This window comes from Variovorax sp. SG517, assembly GCF_013376045.1.
GTDB lineage: Bacteria > Pseudomonadota > Gammaproteobacteria > Burkholderiales > Burkholderiaceae_C > Variovorax.
This window is the reverse complement of record NZ_JABMJG010000019.1, coordinates 1-15,966: the sequence shown is the minus strand read 5'-3', so window position 1 is coordinate 15,966 and position 15,966 is coordinate 1. Positions and strand designations below refer to the sequence as shown.

Sequence of the window (15,966 nt, the reverse complement as noted above, 5' to 3'; positions counted from 1 at the left end):
AAACGCCGAGCTCAGAGACCCACGAGCGCGGGCAGGCCGTTGATGTCGCGGATCTCCGCGAAGCTGTACGCCTCGTTGGGCCGCGGTTCATGGCCGCGGTTCACGAACACCTTGTTCCTGATGCCCAGGTTGTCGGCCGGAAAGATGTCGTAGCGCGGATTGGCGGACACATGCAGGACGTCCTCCGGCGCGCAGCCGAGCTGGTCGAGCATGTACTCGAATGCGGCCAGCCGCGGCTTGTAGGCACCGGCGTCCTGCGCGGTGTAGATCTTGTGGAAAGGCGCCTTCAGCTTCTCCACGTTGGAGTGGATCTGCTCGTTCATCGCGTTCGACAGGATCACCAGCGGGATCTTCCTGGCCACGCGGCTGAGTGCATGCGGAACGTCGGCATGCGGGCCCCAGGTGGGGACGGCGTCGTACACCCTGCGTGCGTCCTCATCGCGATAGGCGAGGCCGTGGCGCTTGCAGGTGCGCTCCAGCGCCGACTGCAGCACCTCATGGTATGGCTTCCAGTCTCCCATCACCTCGTCGAAACGATAGTCGGCGAAGTCGCTGACGAACAGGCGCATCTGCTCCGGAGGCAACTGGCCTTCGTAGATGTCGTATGCCATCTGGTGCATCGGGAAATAGGTCAGGGTGCCGTAGCAGTCGAACGTGATGTATTTGGGCCGGAAGGTCACAGGGTTCTCCTTGCAGGAAGTGATGGCGGAAAGCTCGGTCGGATGCTCGTGCGAAGCAGCCGATGTCCATGCATGAATGCTATGCATCGGCCGCCGCAGGTGCTGCGGTTGAGCACCCTCCGCGCGCACGGAAATAGTGAAGTGCCGCGTGCTTCATGCGTTCTGTGTCGTTGCCGGTGGCGACCTCCGTTCGCAGGGCTGGCTCGGGTGCCTACCGCAGGACATCCATCAACTGGTAAGACGCACCCACTGCAGGAAGAACCACGGCTTGCCGAAATGCCCGGGGGATCGCGGGCCAATCGAAGTCCTTCCAGGGATTGCGGTCCTGGGCACCGTCAATGATGTCCGCCATTACGGTGCCCACGTGGGTGGATATCTGCGTTCCATGCCCGCTGTAGCCCATGGAGTAGTAGATGCAATCACTCTCGCCGGCCTCGGGGCGATCGGTCGCGGGTCATGTCGACCAGGCCGCCCCAGCAGTAATCGATGCGCACTTTCGAGAGATTCGGAAATATGGCGACCATGTCGCGGCGCAGGATCTCTCCGCTTTTCTTGACCGATTCGGGACGGGGGCGGCGAGCCGAGCGCGGCCACAGAACAGGAGCCTGTCGTTCGGTGTGACGCGGAAGAAGTTCACGAGATTGCGGGTGTTCGTCGCATTTCGACGCTGCGGCAGGATCCGGTCGAGCAGTTCCTACGGCAGTTGTTCCGTGACGATGATGTACGCACCACCGGACCGATGCGCCGCCGGAACCAGGCAAAGGGGCTCACCGCCGATATGCCGGTGGCAAGCAGGGCTTGGCGTGCCTGCATGCGTGCGCCGGGCGTTTCAACCTCGTGGCTGTTAGTGCCGACGCAATCTTGACCAGCTAAACCGCAAATCAACAGCTCCAGTTCACACAGCCGCGCTCGACAACTTGCGGCTCCCTCGCGTGATCGTAAAGAACGTCGGGACAGGGCTTATCTCCGTTTCCACCGCCGCACCGAGCAACGGGCTCAATGCCACCGTACTCTCAGACTCCTGCTTTCATGCCCCCCAAGCCGGTGCTCGCGGAAGCTGAGGTTCCCATCCAGGCCATCCAGGCCATCCAGGCCATCCAGGCCATCCAGGCCATTTTCTTTACATCCTTCACACTGAGAATGTTGACGACAAGCTTGTCCCTGCGTTCCTGGGAGTGCGGAGAGGCGCTCATTAATGCCTTGGCGTCCGTGCCGATCAGTATCGGCGTGTTGCTGACGGCCTCGTGCCGCAAGGTGATGGGCAAATGGGTGATTGGGCGCCGCCTGAAGATGCTGATGGCTGCGGTCGCAACGCTCGTGACGCTCGCGGCGTGACAGGCCTCAGCGCGCAACGGCGCAGCTGGCAGCCGTCAACCGGGCATCAGGGGGAACGCCAGCCGATGCGGTGTGCAGCCATCGTCGCGTCGTGTCGTGCATCGTCTTCCGTGTGCAGATAGATGCTGGTCGTGCTGATGTTGGCGTGGCCTAGGTTGTCGCGAACCACCTTCAGGTCGACCTTCTCGCTCAGGCGGCTTCCCGCGGTATGCCGGATCCAATGCGTCGAGGCCTGCTCGAGCTGCGCGGCCGAGGTTTCGTGGTCGGGTCCATGTTTGCGCAGGGACGCTGCCGCGTCTTTCATCACCGCCTTGACCAGCTCGTGGATGGCGCTCCGGGCCATCGGCTTGAGCGGCGCGATCAGCGTCATCTCAAGGGGCGTGCTCTCGCCCTCATGGGGAAGAGGGCTCAACCCTTGGGCCCTCCGATAGCGCATCAACTCGGCCATCAGTTCGCCCGTGGCCGGCACCAAGCGGGTCTTGCTGCCCTTGCCGGTGATTTCGAGCCACCAGCGCTCGCGGCCATCGACGCCGCGCCGGCAGAAGAACCCGCCCATGCCGGCAGCGCAGATCTCGGAGACACGCAGCCCGCCGATGTACAGCAGCGAAAACAGCCAACGGGTGCGCGAAGCCTGCAGCTTCTCGCGCTCGCTGCTCGCGGGCATTGCTTCGATCGCAGCCTTCGCCAACTCCCAGTGCGCCTCAGGCAGGAACCGGCTCACGCGCGGTGCCGCGTGGCGGCGCTTGCGCCGGCTCAGTGCGAGGGGGTTGCCGGCGAGGTAGCCCGCCTCCACGAGCCAGGAGAACATGGCATTCAGGATGGACAGGGCCTGGCGCAGGCTCGAAGGCCCCAGAGGGCCGGCAAAGGGGCGCCAGCGCGGTGAATCGCGGCCCGGGCGCTGTCCAGGCGCCATGACCCACCGTTCGGACGGCTGTGGGTCTGCGAGAAAGCGCTGGTAGAGCAGCAGGTCCTCGTGCGTGCATGGCACGTGCAGGCATCGGACCGACGCCGGTCGCCGCGCTGGACTGCATCGCCGCAATGATCAGCGAGGAAGATCCAAGTGACGTCTCCTATGAAGCGCGCGTGGAGAGATTACTGCGCGTAGGGGCGTGCATCTGGGCGTTGAGGCACGAAAAGTTCCTACCGCCTGCGTTGCAGACAACGCAATCCTAGCCTCGCTAAGCCTGGGGCAGGGTGGATCCGCTCCTCGGGGAGGAGGGCCAAGAGGCGATCATCTGGCTGAGCATCCGTTTCTTGGCGCGATCGTCCAATGCACGATACGTGTCCAGCAGAAGTTGCTCGTCGACCGGCAGATCCCGCCGCAGCTGCTCGAAAACAGCCTGCTGCAGCGTGGCCCTGACGGATTCCGGCATCGCCGGGGTGCTCGAGGGTATTCCGGTCAGTACATAAGCCGCATCGACCTTCAACTCGGGCCGAAAACCAACGAGCGCGAGCAGCTTGTCCTTGGGAAAAGAGTTGCGCCGTTTTCGTTCGGAGAACGCGGCCTTGGTCATGCCGAGCGCCTTGGCGACCTCCCCATCCGTAGAAACACGCAGCTCCCGCTTCAAGCGCAGCAATTGATAATCGAACACGGGCCCTTGCGACCCAGTCGGGATGCTCGATGTCTGAACGAGCATCGGCTCATTGGATTCCCTGGCGAAATACTGCACCCGATCCTCCTTCTGCACGCGCCTTCATGCCGATCAACTCTACATCGACAGATGCGCGTTGTCCTACATCCTCGCTGCTGTTGTTACATGGATCGGGGCTGGGATTGCCATGCATGGCAATGCGGCCCCGGGCTGCGAACGAAAAAGTAACACCATCCGCCTAGGTTATCGATCCCCCTCAGCGTGAACATGTGCCTGCTGCCGCGAGCCACTGCAACCACGCCTCTCCAAATCGCTGCGAATGTGTCAAAGTCCGTTCATGGCCCTCTCACCGCAAGAGTAAGCAGTGCTGCGACGACCGTCCATCACGCTCAGGACGGTGGTCTTCGTGACCATCGTGTGCCTGGGTTTGGTCGCGATAGATGGCTGGAACAGCTGGCAGTCCCGTCAGCTCCACCTGCGGCAGATGAGCGTGGCGACCTCCAACCTCGCACGCGCCATGGCGCAGCAAGCGGACGATCAGATCAAGCTGGCCGACACGGTGCTCATCGGCATTGTCGAGAGGATCGAATCCGACGGGGCAGGACCCATCGAGGTTGCGCGGCTTCGCGAATTCCTCGCGCAACGCATTGCCGAGCTTCCGCAGTTGGACGGGCTCCACGTATACGACGAGGCCGGGAATTGGGTCGCGAACTCCCGGCAGATCTGGCCGCAAAACCTCAACAACGCCGACCGAGAGTACTTCCGGTTCCATCGTGAGAATACGAGCCGCCGGCCCCACGTTGGCACGCCGGTGACGAGCCGAACCAGCGGCAGGTCGTTGGTCCCTATCTCGCGGCGCATCAACCATGCCGATGGCAGCTTCGCGGGGGTGGCACTGGCCACCATCCGGGTCGACTTCTTCGGGAATTTCTTCGACAGCCTTGACATCGGGCAGGCCGGCGCCCTGGGACTGATACGCGAAGACGGGACCATGATCACGCGGCGCCCGTTCAATCCGGGCATGGTGGGGCGCGACATGCGCGGCAGCGAGCTCTTTCAGGCGTACCGGTCGCAGGGGCCGGTGGGTACGGCCTACATCCGGTCCGCGCAGGACGGGGTTCTGCGCCTCAACAGCTTCCGGCGCCTGCCGAACTATCCGCTGTTCGTCGCCGCGTCGCTTTCCAAGGAGGAAATCCTAGCCCCTTGGTGGCGCGAGACGCTGTGGCACTCCGCAGGCGTGGTTCTGCTGGTGTTGATCGTCGGGGGCGTCGGATGGCGCCTCGTCAAGCAGTTCCAGCTGCAGATCCAGACGGAGGCTGAGTTGCGGCGGGCGCGGGATGCACTGGAGACGCTGAACACCACCCTCAACACGCTGGCGATGGAAGACGGGCTGACCGGTCTTGCCAATCGGCGCAAGTTCGATGTGACGCTGGATGCCGAAATCTCTCGGGCGGTGCGCGACGCCAGCACCTTAGCACTCATCATGATCGATGTGGACTGCTTCAAACAATACAACGACATCTATGGGCATGCGGCGGGCGACGAGTGCCTGCAAAAGATCGGGCGCGCGGTCGCCGCTGTCGCCGCGAAGCGGCCGGGCGATCTGGCGGCGCGCTATGGCGGAGAAGAACTCGCGGTGCTGCTGCCCCATACCGATGTGCAGGCGGCAGTCCACCTGGCCGAGCGGATTCGCAATGCCGTGCGTGACCTGAAGATCCCTCACGCGGCGATGGCGAATGGCTTCGTGACGCTCAGCGCGGGCGTGGAGGCGCTGAAGCCTGCCGACTCGAGCGCAAAGTCGAAGGAACTGATCGAAGCCGCCGACAAGGCCCTCTATCATGCCAAGACGCAAGGGCGCGATCGCGTCTGCGCCGCCGCGCACCCCTCCGTCTCCTGAATCGCGCAGTTGCGACCTGGAGCCTCTCGCGCGAGCCGGGCCGCTTTGAGTGGGGCAGGGCAGGAGACGGTTCTTTCCACAGGAACACCGCCTGCTATTTGTCCCTTGGGAACCAGAGCGGAAACAGGCGTCCTTCCGCCTGGGTAGCTCTCGAGGGTCGATGCTCAAAAGCACCGGTCGAACGAGGGCGCTGACATCCATGCTGAATTGCGTGACGCGGCTGCGCTGCCTCTATATATTGCAGCAACGATGCAATGGCCTGAGCCATCGACGGAGGGGTGAATCCCATGTCAATGTCCATCTGGGTCAAGAATCGCCTGCCGCTGGCGATTCTTGTAGTCGGTGCCGCGCTGTCGGTCGCCCTCGGCATCTCCGTGCACCAGGAGATCGAGCGCAGCGCGCGGACGCGCTTCGGCGCCACCGCCCTCGACCTGGCGCGCAAGGTCGAAGACAGGTTCGACGACTATGTCGCCGTCCTGACCGGGCTTCGGGCGCGATTCAACACCCCCGAGGGCGTGACGCGCAGCGATTTCAGGGACTACGTCGAGGGGCTCAACTTGCCGAGCGTGTACCCTGGCTTCCAGGCCGTCAGCTACGCCCCCTTCGTGACCGCCGACGAGAAGAGGGCCTTCGAGGAGCGGGTACGCCGTGAGGCGGGCTTCGATGCAGACCTTGGCCCAGGCTTCACCATCAAGCCGCCCGGAGAGCGGACTATCTACTATCCACTGCTCTACATCGAACCGCAGGCCAGCAACGGGAAGCTGCTGGGCAATGATCTGGGTGCGATGCCCGACCGGGGAAATGCCCTCGAACAGGGGCGCGACACGGGCGGGCTCGTCACCTCTGGTCGCAAGGTCCGCATCCCCGGGCGCGAGGCCGACATCGGATTGGCGATGCGGCTGCCCGTCTATCAGCCGCAGATGCCGCTGGATACGCTCGAGCAGCGCCGCCGTGCCTACATGGGCTCCGTGGGCGCGGGCTTCAGCATTGCGGGAATGCTGCGCGACGTGGTCAATCCGGATCGCTTGCGAACGCTGCGATTGCGCCTTGCCGATGCGGGGGCCGGTACGGCGCCGATCGGCACGCGCGTCGAGACCAGGTTCGTGGCGCCGAGGGCGTACGGCGAGCATCAATTGTTGTTCGACAGCGCTGCGCTGGTGACGCCCGCCGCGCTCGCTTCGCCCGCACGCAGCCTCAAGCGCATGCTCGGCTTCGAGCTCGGTGGTCACTCCTGGTTGATCGAGGTCGACCAGGACGAAAACGAGGTCTTCGGGCCGCTGGACAGGATCATCCCGTGGCTCGTCCTTCTCGGCGGACTGGCCACCAGCACACTGATCGCGGGCATCGTCCTCTCGCTGAACACCTCGCGCAGCCGGGCCCAGGTGCTGGCGAGTGAGATGACCACCAATCTGCGCGCCAGCGAACGGCAGTTAGAGGAAGCCCAGCACCTGGCCAGCCTGGGGAGCTGGACCCTCGACCCTGGAAGCGGAGCCTTGCAATGCTCCGAGGAGGCCCGGCGCATTCTCGGTTTTGAGGACGACGCCTCGCCCTTGGATCTGTACGCGCTGCTTTCGCGGGTTCCGGCTCAGGAACGACCGGCGGTCCACCGGCAGATCACGCAGGCTTCCGAGTCCATGGAGCGTTTCGAATTCGAGCACCGCGTGTGCCTGTCCGACGGCACCGAGCGCTGGCTCCACGTCATCGCGCAGTCCGGAGAAGACGGGGGAAGAAGGCTGGTGCGCGGCACATTGCGTGACGCCACGCGCCCCCGCAAGGATGCGCTGCGCCAGAAGCTCGAATACAAGATCGCCCAGCTGCTGGCCGGCGACGGCAGGACCGAGACGGTGATCGCGCTGGCGCTGGAGGCGATATGCACCGATCTGCGCTGGGACTGTGCGGCGTTGTGGAGCGTTGGCGAAGATGGCCTGGCCCGCTGTGATGCCGCCTGGCATGCCGCAAAAAAGGGAGCTGCGGTAATGAAGTTCTCCCGCGACAGTCGAGCGCTCGCCTACCGGCCAGAGGAAGGCTCGTTGGGCCGCGCCCTGGGTATCGGTGGCGTCGTACGCGTCGACACGCAGGCGTCGCCGGCTCATCTCGTGCGCGACGCGATGGCCCGCGAGGCGGGACTGACCACCGGGCTCATCGTGCCGATGGTCGCCCCCGCCGCGACCACGGCCCTGGAGCTCTTCAGCGTCAATCCTTCCACCGTCGAGAGCGAGACACTGGAGTCGCTGCGTGTCATCACCCTGCAGATCGCCCAGTACAGGCAGCGCAAGCTGGCCGAGCGCAGCCTTCGCTTCATGGCCAGCCACGACGAGCTGACAAGGCTGCTCAACCGTTCGTCGCTGCAGCACGAGCTGGCTGTCGCCATCAGGCGCAGCAATCGCCAGCAAAAGCAGTTCGCCGTGATGTTCGTCGACCTGGACCGTTTCAAGCACATCAATGACACGCTGGGCCACGGCGTCGGCGACGAGATGATCAAGACCTGCGGCCAACGCCTCAAGGCCTTGCTGCGCAATACCGATGTCGTGGCGCGCTTCGGCGGCGATGAGTTCGTGCTCCTGATAGAGGACCTGGAGAGAGCCAACGACGCGGCGGTGATCGCGCAAAGGGTCCTCGAGCATTGTGCAGAGCCTTTCGTGATTGAAGGACGCGAGCTTCACGTCACCGCCAGCGTAGGCGTGAGCATCTATCCGGAGAACGGCGGCGATGCCGAGACGCTGCTGAAGAACGCCGACACCGCGATGTACCGCGCCAAGGAAAAGGGGCGCAACACCTACCGCTTTTATGCAGCCAAGATGAATGCGCAGAGCTCAGAGCAGCTCATGCTGGAGAGCGCGCTGCGTCACGCCCTGGAGCGTGGCGAGCTCGAAATGCACTACCAGCCGAAGATGAACATGCAGACAAGGCGTATCGTCGGCGTGGAGGCGCTGATGCGCTGGCACCACCCGGTCCTGGGCATGATTCCGCCAGTGCAGTTCATCCCGATCGCCGAGGAGCTCGGCCTGATCGTGTCGATGGGGACGTGGGCGCTGGAGCAGGCCTGCGCCGACGCGCTCGCATGGCAGAAATTCGGCTTGCCGCCGGTGCTGACCAGTGTCAACCTGTCGCCGCGGCAGTTCGAGAGCCGAACGCTCATCGCGGACGTGAAAACCATCCTGAAATCATCCGGACTCGATCCTTCGCTGCTGGAGCTGGAGATCACCGAGAGCGCCATGATGGCGGACCCCGACCACGCGGCGAAGCTGCTGCGGACCATCCGCGACATGGGCGTGGGCTTGGCCATCGACGACTTCGGCACGGGGTACTCCTCGCTGTCGTATCTGAGGCACTTTCCGCTGTCGACGGTCAAGATCGACCGCTCCTTCATCAACGACCTTTCGCAGGACGCGGACGCGCGCGCGCTCATCGACGGAATCATCACCCTGGCCCACGGGCTGCGCATGAAGGTCGTGGCCGAAGGCGTCGAGACCGATGCGCAGTTCAACTACCTGCACCGTCGCGGATGCGACGAGGTCCAAGGCTACTGGCTGTGCAAGCCGATGCCGACCGACGAGGCGCGCGACTTCATGGCCCGTCATTTGCACAGCCGGCTTGTTCCGTCATCGGCCGCCTGATGCGGCGCACGTCGTCAGCGCAGTACCAGCACCGGGATGTGCGAGTGCGTCAGCACGTGCAGGGTCTCGCTGCCCAACAGCAGGCGGGCCAGGCTGCGCCGTCCGTGCGACGCCATGACAATCAGGTCGCACTGGCGATTCTTGGCCGCGGTGATGATGGCCTCGGCGATCTGGTTCGATCGCATGACCATGGCTTGTGCGCTGCGAACCCCCTTAGCGAGCGCGGTGGACTGGACAACGCTCACCAGCCGCTGGGCTGTGGCATCCGACTGCTCCTGCATGGTTTCGATTTCTCGTTGATTGAGCACTATCGAGCCCTCGAAGTAGCCGTAGGGCTGCTGGTGCACGACCGTCACGCTCACCAGCTCCGCGCCGCTCAGCAGGGCCAGATCGATGGCTGTGGCCACCGCGCGCACCGACAAATCAGAGCCATCGGTTGCGACAAGAATCCGCTTGTACATGGCAGGCTCCTCGGCCCCCGGCACCGCGGGTGCCCCTGTAGATTAGTCTAGTCCGCAGCTTTCAGGCCCACAAGGTCAGAATCTGGGCAGTCCCCTCTAGAAGTCGCTCGGAAAGGGGATTCCCTTCGAGGTGATAGAGGAGGGCGGAGCAAGCACAGGCCGCAGTGGCGCCACGGTCCGCGCAACCTGCTGCGCGTTGCTGCTGCTGATCTCGCGCATCGCCTTGGACAGCCTCGTGTAGACTGAATTCGCAGGTCATTTCTACCCTTTCGTCTTCGTGTTCCCCAGGCGTTGATCACTCGGCGGAGCAGAGAATGTTTGAACGCTCCCGGGATTTGCCGCAGAGCTTTTTCGGCGGATGTCGGCCAGCCTTTGACCTGCGACTGTGCAGGTAAGGTCAAGTTCGAGTCACAAAAGAAACCGGCGACCGAGGGGCAGCATGCTCATCGACGATGAAGCTGTCCGCGGTGTCCCGCATCTCTTTCAGAAGGTAGGCATACCCGGCATCTGCGTGGCCTAGTGCACCGGCCCTACGGGCAGGCCCGACGCATCAGCGGTCCCGCAATGAACGCTGTGGCTGCGAGGGCAGGGCAGCAGCACCTGCACACGGCAAGCCGTAGCAAGTCTCTGGCGATTGCCACGGCGCGCGAAAACCTGGCGATGGTGCAGGAGGTCTTCGACAGCCGGCTGAGAGACGCCTACGGCCTCAGCTGCCTTCTCGCTCGTGATTCCAGTTGCGATCTGCGCCCAGAACTGTCGCTCCGCTTCTCGCCGAAGCGAAGGAGCACCGGGCGAGCGCATTGTCGATCGCCCCGTCAACTCCCGCATCCAACCTGCCGGTCTTCCTATAACACCTCCATGATTGAAAGTGTTGCGACGACCGGTTGAATTCACCCAGTACACCAGCGAGCACTTCCAGGAGTTGCTTAAGGAGCAAGGCATCACGTGCAGCATGAGCCGCGGGCGACGTCTGGGACAACTCGGCCACGGAGAGCTTTTTCAATTCACTGAAGACTGAGCGCACGGCCAGAAGGGTGTACCGGTCCAGGGAACAGGCCCGCGCCGATGTGTTCGACTACATCGAGCGGTTCTACACCCGACGCGCCGTCATTCGACGCTCCGCTTCGTCAGTCCCATAGAGTTCGAGAAAGCTCAAAAAGCTTAGGTCGGTGTCTATGAGACCGGCAGCAGCCCACTTGGTGCTCTTCGCCAACGCGGGGCGCCCAGCACGCCGTAAGCACGCGGCGCCGTAGGACATCGCGTTGTCAAAAGATTTACTTCACCCGTCTGGCACATAGCCGGTGATTCGAGCCTTTCTTTTATTTAACATAATCATAATTGTGTAAATCGCCGTTGTAGGCCCCGAGTAGTAATGTCCGTTTTCTCCCAAGTAGAAATGTCGCATCGTGGCGCTTCCGCTGTGTGGGATTCGAGGTGGCGCGATGGCCCAGCCAAGTGCGACGATCACTATGACAATGCGCGAAGTCGACCGCATCAAAACGATGCAGGCATTGATGGATCGCATGCTGCGACCCGCGCAGGCCGCGGCGCGTCTGGGGCTCACGGTGCGCCAGGTAGCGCGGCTGGCGCAGCGCTACCGTGATGACGGCCCTGAAGGCTTGGTCTCGCGCAAACGCGGCAAACCCAGCAATAACCAGCTGAGCGCTGGCGTGGCAGATCGGGCGCTGAGGATCGTGCGCGAGCGCTATGCTGACTTCGGCCCAACGCTGGCCGCAGAGAAGCTCGCGGAACTGCACGGGCTGAAGATCGGCGTTGAGACCTTACGCGGGCTCATGACAGCCGCAGGTCTCTGGACGCCCCGCAAACAGCGCGCCCCCAAGATCCATCAACCAAGGAATTGTCGTTCGTGCTTGGGCGAGCTGATCCAGATCGATGGCAGCGACCATGCCTGGTTCGAAGACCGCGCGCCGGCCTGTACGCTGCTGGTGTTCGTCGACGACGCGACCAGCCGATTGATGCAGCTGCACTTCGTGCCGACCGAGTCGGCCTTCGCGTACTTCGAAGCCACGCGGTCGTACCTCGAGGAACATGGCAAACCCGTGGCGTTCTACAGCGACAAGGCCACCATCTTCCGTTCAGCGCGCGACTCGACCGACTTCGGCCGCGGCACGACGCAATACGGCCGTGCACTGTTCGAGCTGAACATCGACATCATGTGTGCCAACACAAGCCAGGCCAAGGGTCGCGTGGAACGCGCCAACCTGACCCTGCAGGACCGTCTGGTCAAGGAGCTGCGCCTGCGCGGGATCAGCACGCGCGAGGCAGCGAATGCGTTTGCGCCGCACTTCATCGCTGACTTTAACGCCCGGTTTGCGAAGCCGGCCAAACGGGACTTCGATGCCCATCGGCTTGTGCGAGCTGACGAAGATCTCGATCTGATCTTCACCTGGCGGTTGCAGCGCAAGGTGTCACTCTCACTGACGCTGCAGCACGACCGCGTGATCTACCTGCTGAAGGACACGCCGGCCAACCGCAAGCTGATCCATCGCTACATCGATGTTTACGAGTATCCGGACGGCCGTATTGAACTGCGCGCGGACGGCGTCGGTCTGGCCTACGAGCGCTACGACAGGTTGCCGCAGGTGGACACGGCTGCCATCGTGGAGAACAAGCGTCTGAGCCATGCACTGCAGGCCGCCCTGGTGATCCAGAGCCAGCGCGACGATCGAAGGAAATCGAGCACGCCCTCGCGCACGAATCAGGGGCAGGCGCCCTACCCTCGCAAGGCTCTGCCCGGCACCAAGCGCTCGAGGCAGTTCACATCCGAAGACCTCGAGCTGGCCGTGATGAGCGTTTGCAAGCCGCCCGCGCCGACCCATCGGGCAGCGCTGAAATGACGATCATGATGCCTTCGGTGGCAAGCCAAGCCTGTGCAGATGCAAGGCAGTCACTGCGTTCGCTAGAGAACTTCCAGAAAGAAGAAATGCGACATTTCTATTTGGCCAGAGATGCGACATCTGAACTTGGCCTTGACAAAACTGACAGATTTCCTCAAACGCGCTGATCGCCCGTGGAAGGTTCGCCGCAGAGGTTTCGTTCGTCGTCGGACGATTAGAAGCGCAGCCAGCCAATGCGGCTATGCTCAAAATCAGGCAGAGAGCTCTCATATTCTCGCGAGAAGTATGTGTTGTGCAGGGCTACTCATGCTGGATGTGCCGTTACGAGAGACATATCCAGTGCACTGCATCTTCTCAGCTCGAGATCAACTACCGGCAAACCTCGGTCGTGAAAAAAGTCGCGCCGCGCGACCAGATGTTCCGATGCAACACATGTGCGGTCCGGTGACCGAACTAGTTCTTGTTGACTGTAGTCGATCGCGAGGTGGTCGACTGCTCACACTTGAGCACCCCAAGGTAGTTGACGAAGTACTGTCTTGGGGACGGAGCCGGTCGTACGTCTGGAGTGGCTCCTAAATCTGACGGCCTCTTCAGGCCTATTTCGGAGACAAGGCCAGTCGCCGTTGAACGGCTTGAAACACCGGGCCTCGCGCGAGCGTCAGGGCCTGCCCGCGATGCGCACTGTCCGGCGAAATCGTGGATGTCACTGCCACAACCAAGCGAAGAGGCGAGTGAACCCAGATGAGCTGCCCAGAGTAGCCGCTGGCGAAGAAGGTGGAGCCCGAGGGCACCCACCAAAAGAGTCCGTAAGGCAAATTAACGGGCGGCCCGCCCGAACTTTGAGGCTTGACCATCTGGGCGACGAAGCCCGGGGGAAGCAACGGGGTGCCGGCCCAGGTGCCATCCAGCAGCACCAGGTGCCCCAGCTTTGCCATGTCAACAGTTCTCATGGAAGCAAGGCCGCCGCGAGAGTACGTAGGCTCCCTCATTTCAAGAGGCGTCACGAGCTGGTCGCGTGCGAGGTCTGCCATCGGTCGTCCGGTAACCCGCTCGAGGACGGCTTGAACCATGGGCGGTCCGTTGTTGTCGTAGGCGAAGCGCTGCCCTGGCTCCGACTGAATTGACCTTGCCCAAGCGGAAGCCGGTGTGAGCGGTGCTGCAGTACCAGATCGGTCATCTACCGCAAAGCCCGCAGTCATGGCCATGAGGTGTCGCAACGTGATGGTCTGCGCGCGAGGATCCGAGTTGAGCGCGCGCCACTCCGGCATAAGCTCGACAACCGATAGCTCAAGAGAAGACAGCTGCCCTCGCCTCAATGCAGTGCCTACCAGGAGCGCCAAGGCGCTCTTGGTGACGGATTGGGTGTCCCGCAATGCGTTCGGGTCGCCATCGCGGTAGTACTCGTGTACGGTCCGGCCCTCGAGGACAACCACCAAGCTCTGGACATCGCCCAGTTTCTGCTCGATGTCCTTGTCGATGTTCTCGAACGCAACGGCGTCCAGGCGCTGTTCTTCCGGCGTAGAGGCTCGCCAAGGCGGCAACGCCTGCGCAAAGGCGGTGGACGCAACCATCGAACAAAGCCAGACGATGAATCTCCGCATCTTGTCCCTCACGCTTCATCTTGAAGGGCGTCACCGCTGATCGACGGCCCTGTCTCCATTTTGCCGGCGAAGCGCGACTGGAGGGATCAGCACGAATGCACGCTTCAGGGCAAAGTTGCCGGATATCTTGAACGGCTGCTCCCAGCTGCCTGTCGTCTCAAAGGCGGTCTTCTGTCAGAGCTTCCCAGAGCGTCAGCGCTTCTGCCGGATTGTTCGCGGAGAGCGTTCTACGCTCAAGCTCTGTCGTCATGTCAGAGTCCGAGTACTTGACGTATTCGGCGCGCCCGCTCTGGTAGACAGAGACGGCCCCCAAGTTGCCTTCGTCACTTCCGCAGCGAAGGCAACAATCCGGGTGTTCGTGGTCTCGTTCAGAAGTAAAAAGCTCGTTCAGCACGGCCAACATCTGACCTCGACCAGGTTCCCGAATGTCGTTTCCCATACGGTGAGTCAGAATCGACCATTCGTGCATTCTTGCTTCTTTCGACTCTCGCAGGAGAGTCACTCCTGGTGGAATTTTACCGACGCCGCAGCCGGCTGGTTTGGGCCGCAACCGCTGATGCTGGCCGATGCGTCGCAGCGGGCTCGCCGCACGCTTGCGTGGTGGGCCACCTGCTGCTTCGAAATGGCGTGGAGCATGCTGTCGACGGCGACATGCCTGTCGCCGTAACTTCAGGGCAGAACTGTTTGCTGTCCGTGCTCTAAACGCCAAATCTCGCGCGAATGCGTCGCAGAAGGCTCGATGGCGCTTGGGGATGGTCCACCTGCTCGGGGGGAGCAACCGAAGGCTTCCAGAGGTGCCCTCCGCAATCCATATAACTTCGAGCCGCCGCAAGCGTGGCCAGCAACTCGTGCGTTTCGTCTTCAATCAACGATTCGCCATTGCTGTAAACACACTGAATAAGGTCGTGGGCACCACTTACCAGGTCGGACGTTGAGTACTTTGAAAAGAAGTGGTCTATCGACGGATAGGTTCTGTTCGCGATCTCCAGCAGGGTCATGGCATCCAGAAGTTTCTCTTGATTGTCTGGCGATTTCATCGGCTGAGGTTCGGTATTCTGAGATGGCGATAGTACGGCAGTGGCCCATGCGCTCAATGCCACCGAACGCTATCGATCGCTTTTTGCGCCGCCTTCGAACGACCGCTGAGAGTGCTCAGACGTCACGGTAGCTCGAACGAGTACGGTTGCCGAACATGCTGCACGCTGTAAGCAGTCAATAAACCACGCCCTTGCGCGTGGTGTCGGAGCCGATGTGCGCAGGGAGGGCTACGCCCCGCCGAGCTCGATGTTCCAGGGCAGCAGCGCCTCGTAGTCGTCGACCGTCTGCGCCAGCGGCAGCTTCTTGAACAGCGCGACGAGGTAGCGGTAGGGCTCGACATTGTTGGCCTTGGCGGTCTCGATCAGCGAGTAGAGATTGGCGCTCGCGTTGGCACCGCCGAGGGTGTCGGCGAACAACCATGCCTTCCTTCCAACTACGAAGGGGCGGATCGCGTTCTCCACCGGGTTGGAGTCCAACGGCCAGGTGCCGTTGTCCAGGAACCGCACGAGCTTGGGCCACTGCCCGTGCAGGTACTGCAGCGCTTCGCCCAGCAGGCTCGATGGCGCGACGGCGTGCAGGTGCGTGAGCAGCAGCCGTTCGACCTCGCGCACAACGGCGGCGCTGTAGCGCGAACGCAGTCGCAGCCGGCGCTCGGGCGTCCAGTCCCTGGCCAGCGCCTCCGCACTGTACAGCTTGGCAATCAGCCGTACGAACCGGGTCGCGAGCTGATCGGGTGAACGAGCTGCCTTCGGGATGGACTCCTCGGCCTTGATGAACGGCCGGCGCGCGTGTGCCTTATGCGGAGCTCCGCATAAGGCACATTATCTCGAGCGTCGTTTTATGTGGAGCACGACCTGCGATCACAGGCGCGATGCGGTGTGGCGTGG

At 62.7% G+C, this 15,966-nt stretch carries 10 protein-coding genes and 4 pseudogenes; 5 read left to right on the top strand and 9 right to left on the bottom strand.

The annotated features are described in order from the left end of the window. Positions 1-11 precede the first annotated feature (11 nt). Together FHT32_RS33925 and FHT32_RS35255 are read right to left on the bottom strand one after the other, a co-directional pair. A complete protein-coding gene (locus FHT32_RS33925; protein WP_371132314.1) occupies positions 12-680 on the bottom strand; it encodes a haloacid dehalogenase type II in 669 nt (222 codons plus the stop codon). A 211-nt stretch (positions 681-891) separates the two neighbouring features. Next, positions 892-1,490: pseudogene (locus FHT32_RS35255) on the bottom strand (NAD(P)/FAD-dependent oxidoreductase); the annotation flags it as partial. A gap of 219 nt (positions 1,491-1,709) precedes the next feature. Here FHT32_RS35255 and FHT32_RS33920 point away from each other — a divergent pair. Further along, the gene (locus FHT32_RS33920; protein ID WP_176668929.1) at positions 1,710-2,015 is read left to right on the top strand and encodes a hypothetical protein; all 306 of its coding nucleotides are present in this window, start codon (positions 1,710-1,712) and stop codon (positions 2,013-2,015) included. 46 nt (positions 2,016-2,061) lie between these two features. On the opposite strand, the gene FHT32_RS33915 is transcribed toward FHT32_RS33920, so the two are convergent. Further along, positions 2,062-2,823, bottom strand: a complete 762-nt coding sequence (locus tag FHT32_RS33915; protein ID WP_371132313.1) for a tyrosine-type recombinase/integrase — start codon at positions 2,821-2,823, stop codon at positions 2,062-2,064. A 370-nt stretch (positions 2,824-3,193) separates the two neighbouring features. Next, positions 3,194-3,685, bottom strand: coding sequence for a helix-turn-helix domain-containing protein (locus FHT32_RS33910; RefSeq protein ID WP_176668928.1), 492 nt, complete (start codon positions 3,683-3,685; stop codon positions 3,194-3,196). Positions 3,686-3,971: 286 nt separating this feature from the next. Between FHT32_RS33910 and FHT32_RS33905 the strand changes: the two genes are divergently transcribed. Both FHT32_RS33905 and FHT32_RS33900 read left to right on the top strand, forming a co-directional pair. Then, on the top strand, positions 3,972-5,504 hold the full coding sequence (locus tag FHT32_RS33905) for a GGDEF domain-containing protein (RefSeq protein WP_176668927.1): 1,533 nt from the start codon (positions 3,972-3,974) through the stop codon (positions 5,502-5,504). Between the two features lie 287 nt (positions 5,505-5,791). After that, entirely contained in the window at positions 5,792-9,121 is a 3,330-nt protein-coding gene (locus FHT32_RS33900) for an EAL domain-containing protein (RefSeq protein ID WP_176668926.1), read from the top strand. A 14-nt stretch (positions 9,122-9,135) separates the two neighbouring features. Here the strand turns inward: FHT32_RS33900 and FHT32_RS33895 are convergent, their stop codons facing one another. Both FHT32_RS33895 and FHT32_RS35545 read right to left on the bottom strand, forming a co-directional pair. Beyond that, on the bottom strand, positions 9,136-9,582 hold the full coding sequence (locus tag FHT32_RS33895; RefSeq protein ID WP_176668925.1) for a universal stress protein: 447 nt from the start codon (positions 9,580-9,582) through the stop codon (positions 9,136-9,138). A gap of 657 nt (positions 9,583-10,239) precedes the next feature. Further along, positions 10,240-10,410: pseudogene (locus FHT32_RS35545) on the bottom strand (IS30 family transposase); the annotation flags it as partial. Positions 10,411-10,474: 64 nt separating this feature from the next. On the opposite strand from FHT32_RS35545, the pseudogene FHT32_RS33890 reads away from it, so the two are divergent. Then, positions 10,475-10,747 (top strand): annotated as a pseudogene (locus FHT32_RS33890) (IS3 family transposase); the annotation flags it as partial. A gap of 277 nt (positions 10,748-11,024) precedes the next feature. Then, positions 11,025-12,440, top strand: a complete 1,416-nt coding sequence (locus tag FHT32_RS33885) for an ISNCY family transposase (RefSeq protein ID WP_176668924.1) — start codon at positions 11,025-11,027, stop codon at positions 12,438-12,440. A gap of 596 nt (positions 12,441-13,036) precedes the next feature. On the opposite strand, the gene FHT32_RS33880 is transcribed toward FHT32_RS33885, so the two are convergent. The 3 genes and pseudogenes from FHT32_RS33880 to FHT32_RS33870 form a co-directional block, all read right to left on the bottom strand. Further along, positions 13,037-14,041 carry a serine hydrolase gene (locus tag FHT32_RS33880; RefSeq protein WP_176668923.1) on the bottom strand — a complete coding sequence of 335 codons (1,005 nt, stop codon included), beginning with the start codon at positions 14,039-14,041 and terminating at the stop codon, positions 13,037-13,039. Positions 14,042-14,739: 698 nt separating this feature from the next. Then, positions 14,740-15,078 (bottom strand): hypothetical protein, encoded by a 339-nt coding sequence (locus tag FHT32_RS33875; RefSeq protein WP_176668922.1) that lies wholly within the window; start codon positions 15,076-15,078, stop codon positions 14,740-14,742. Positions 15,079-15,306: 228 nt separating this feature from the next. Continuing rightward, a pseudogene (locus FHT32_RS33870) lies at positions 15,307-15,873 on the bottom strand (transposase); the annotation flags it as partial. Positions 15,874-15,966: the final 93 nt, after the last annotated feature.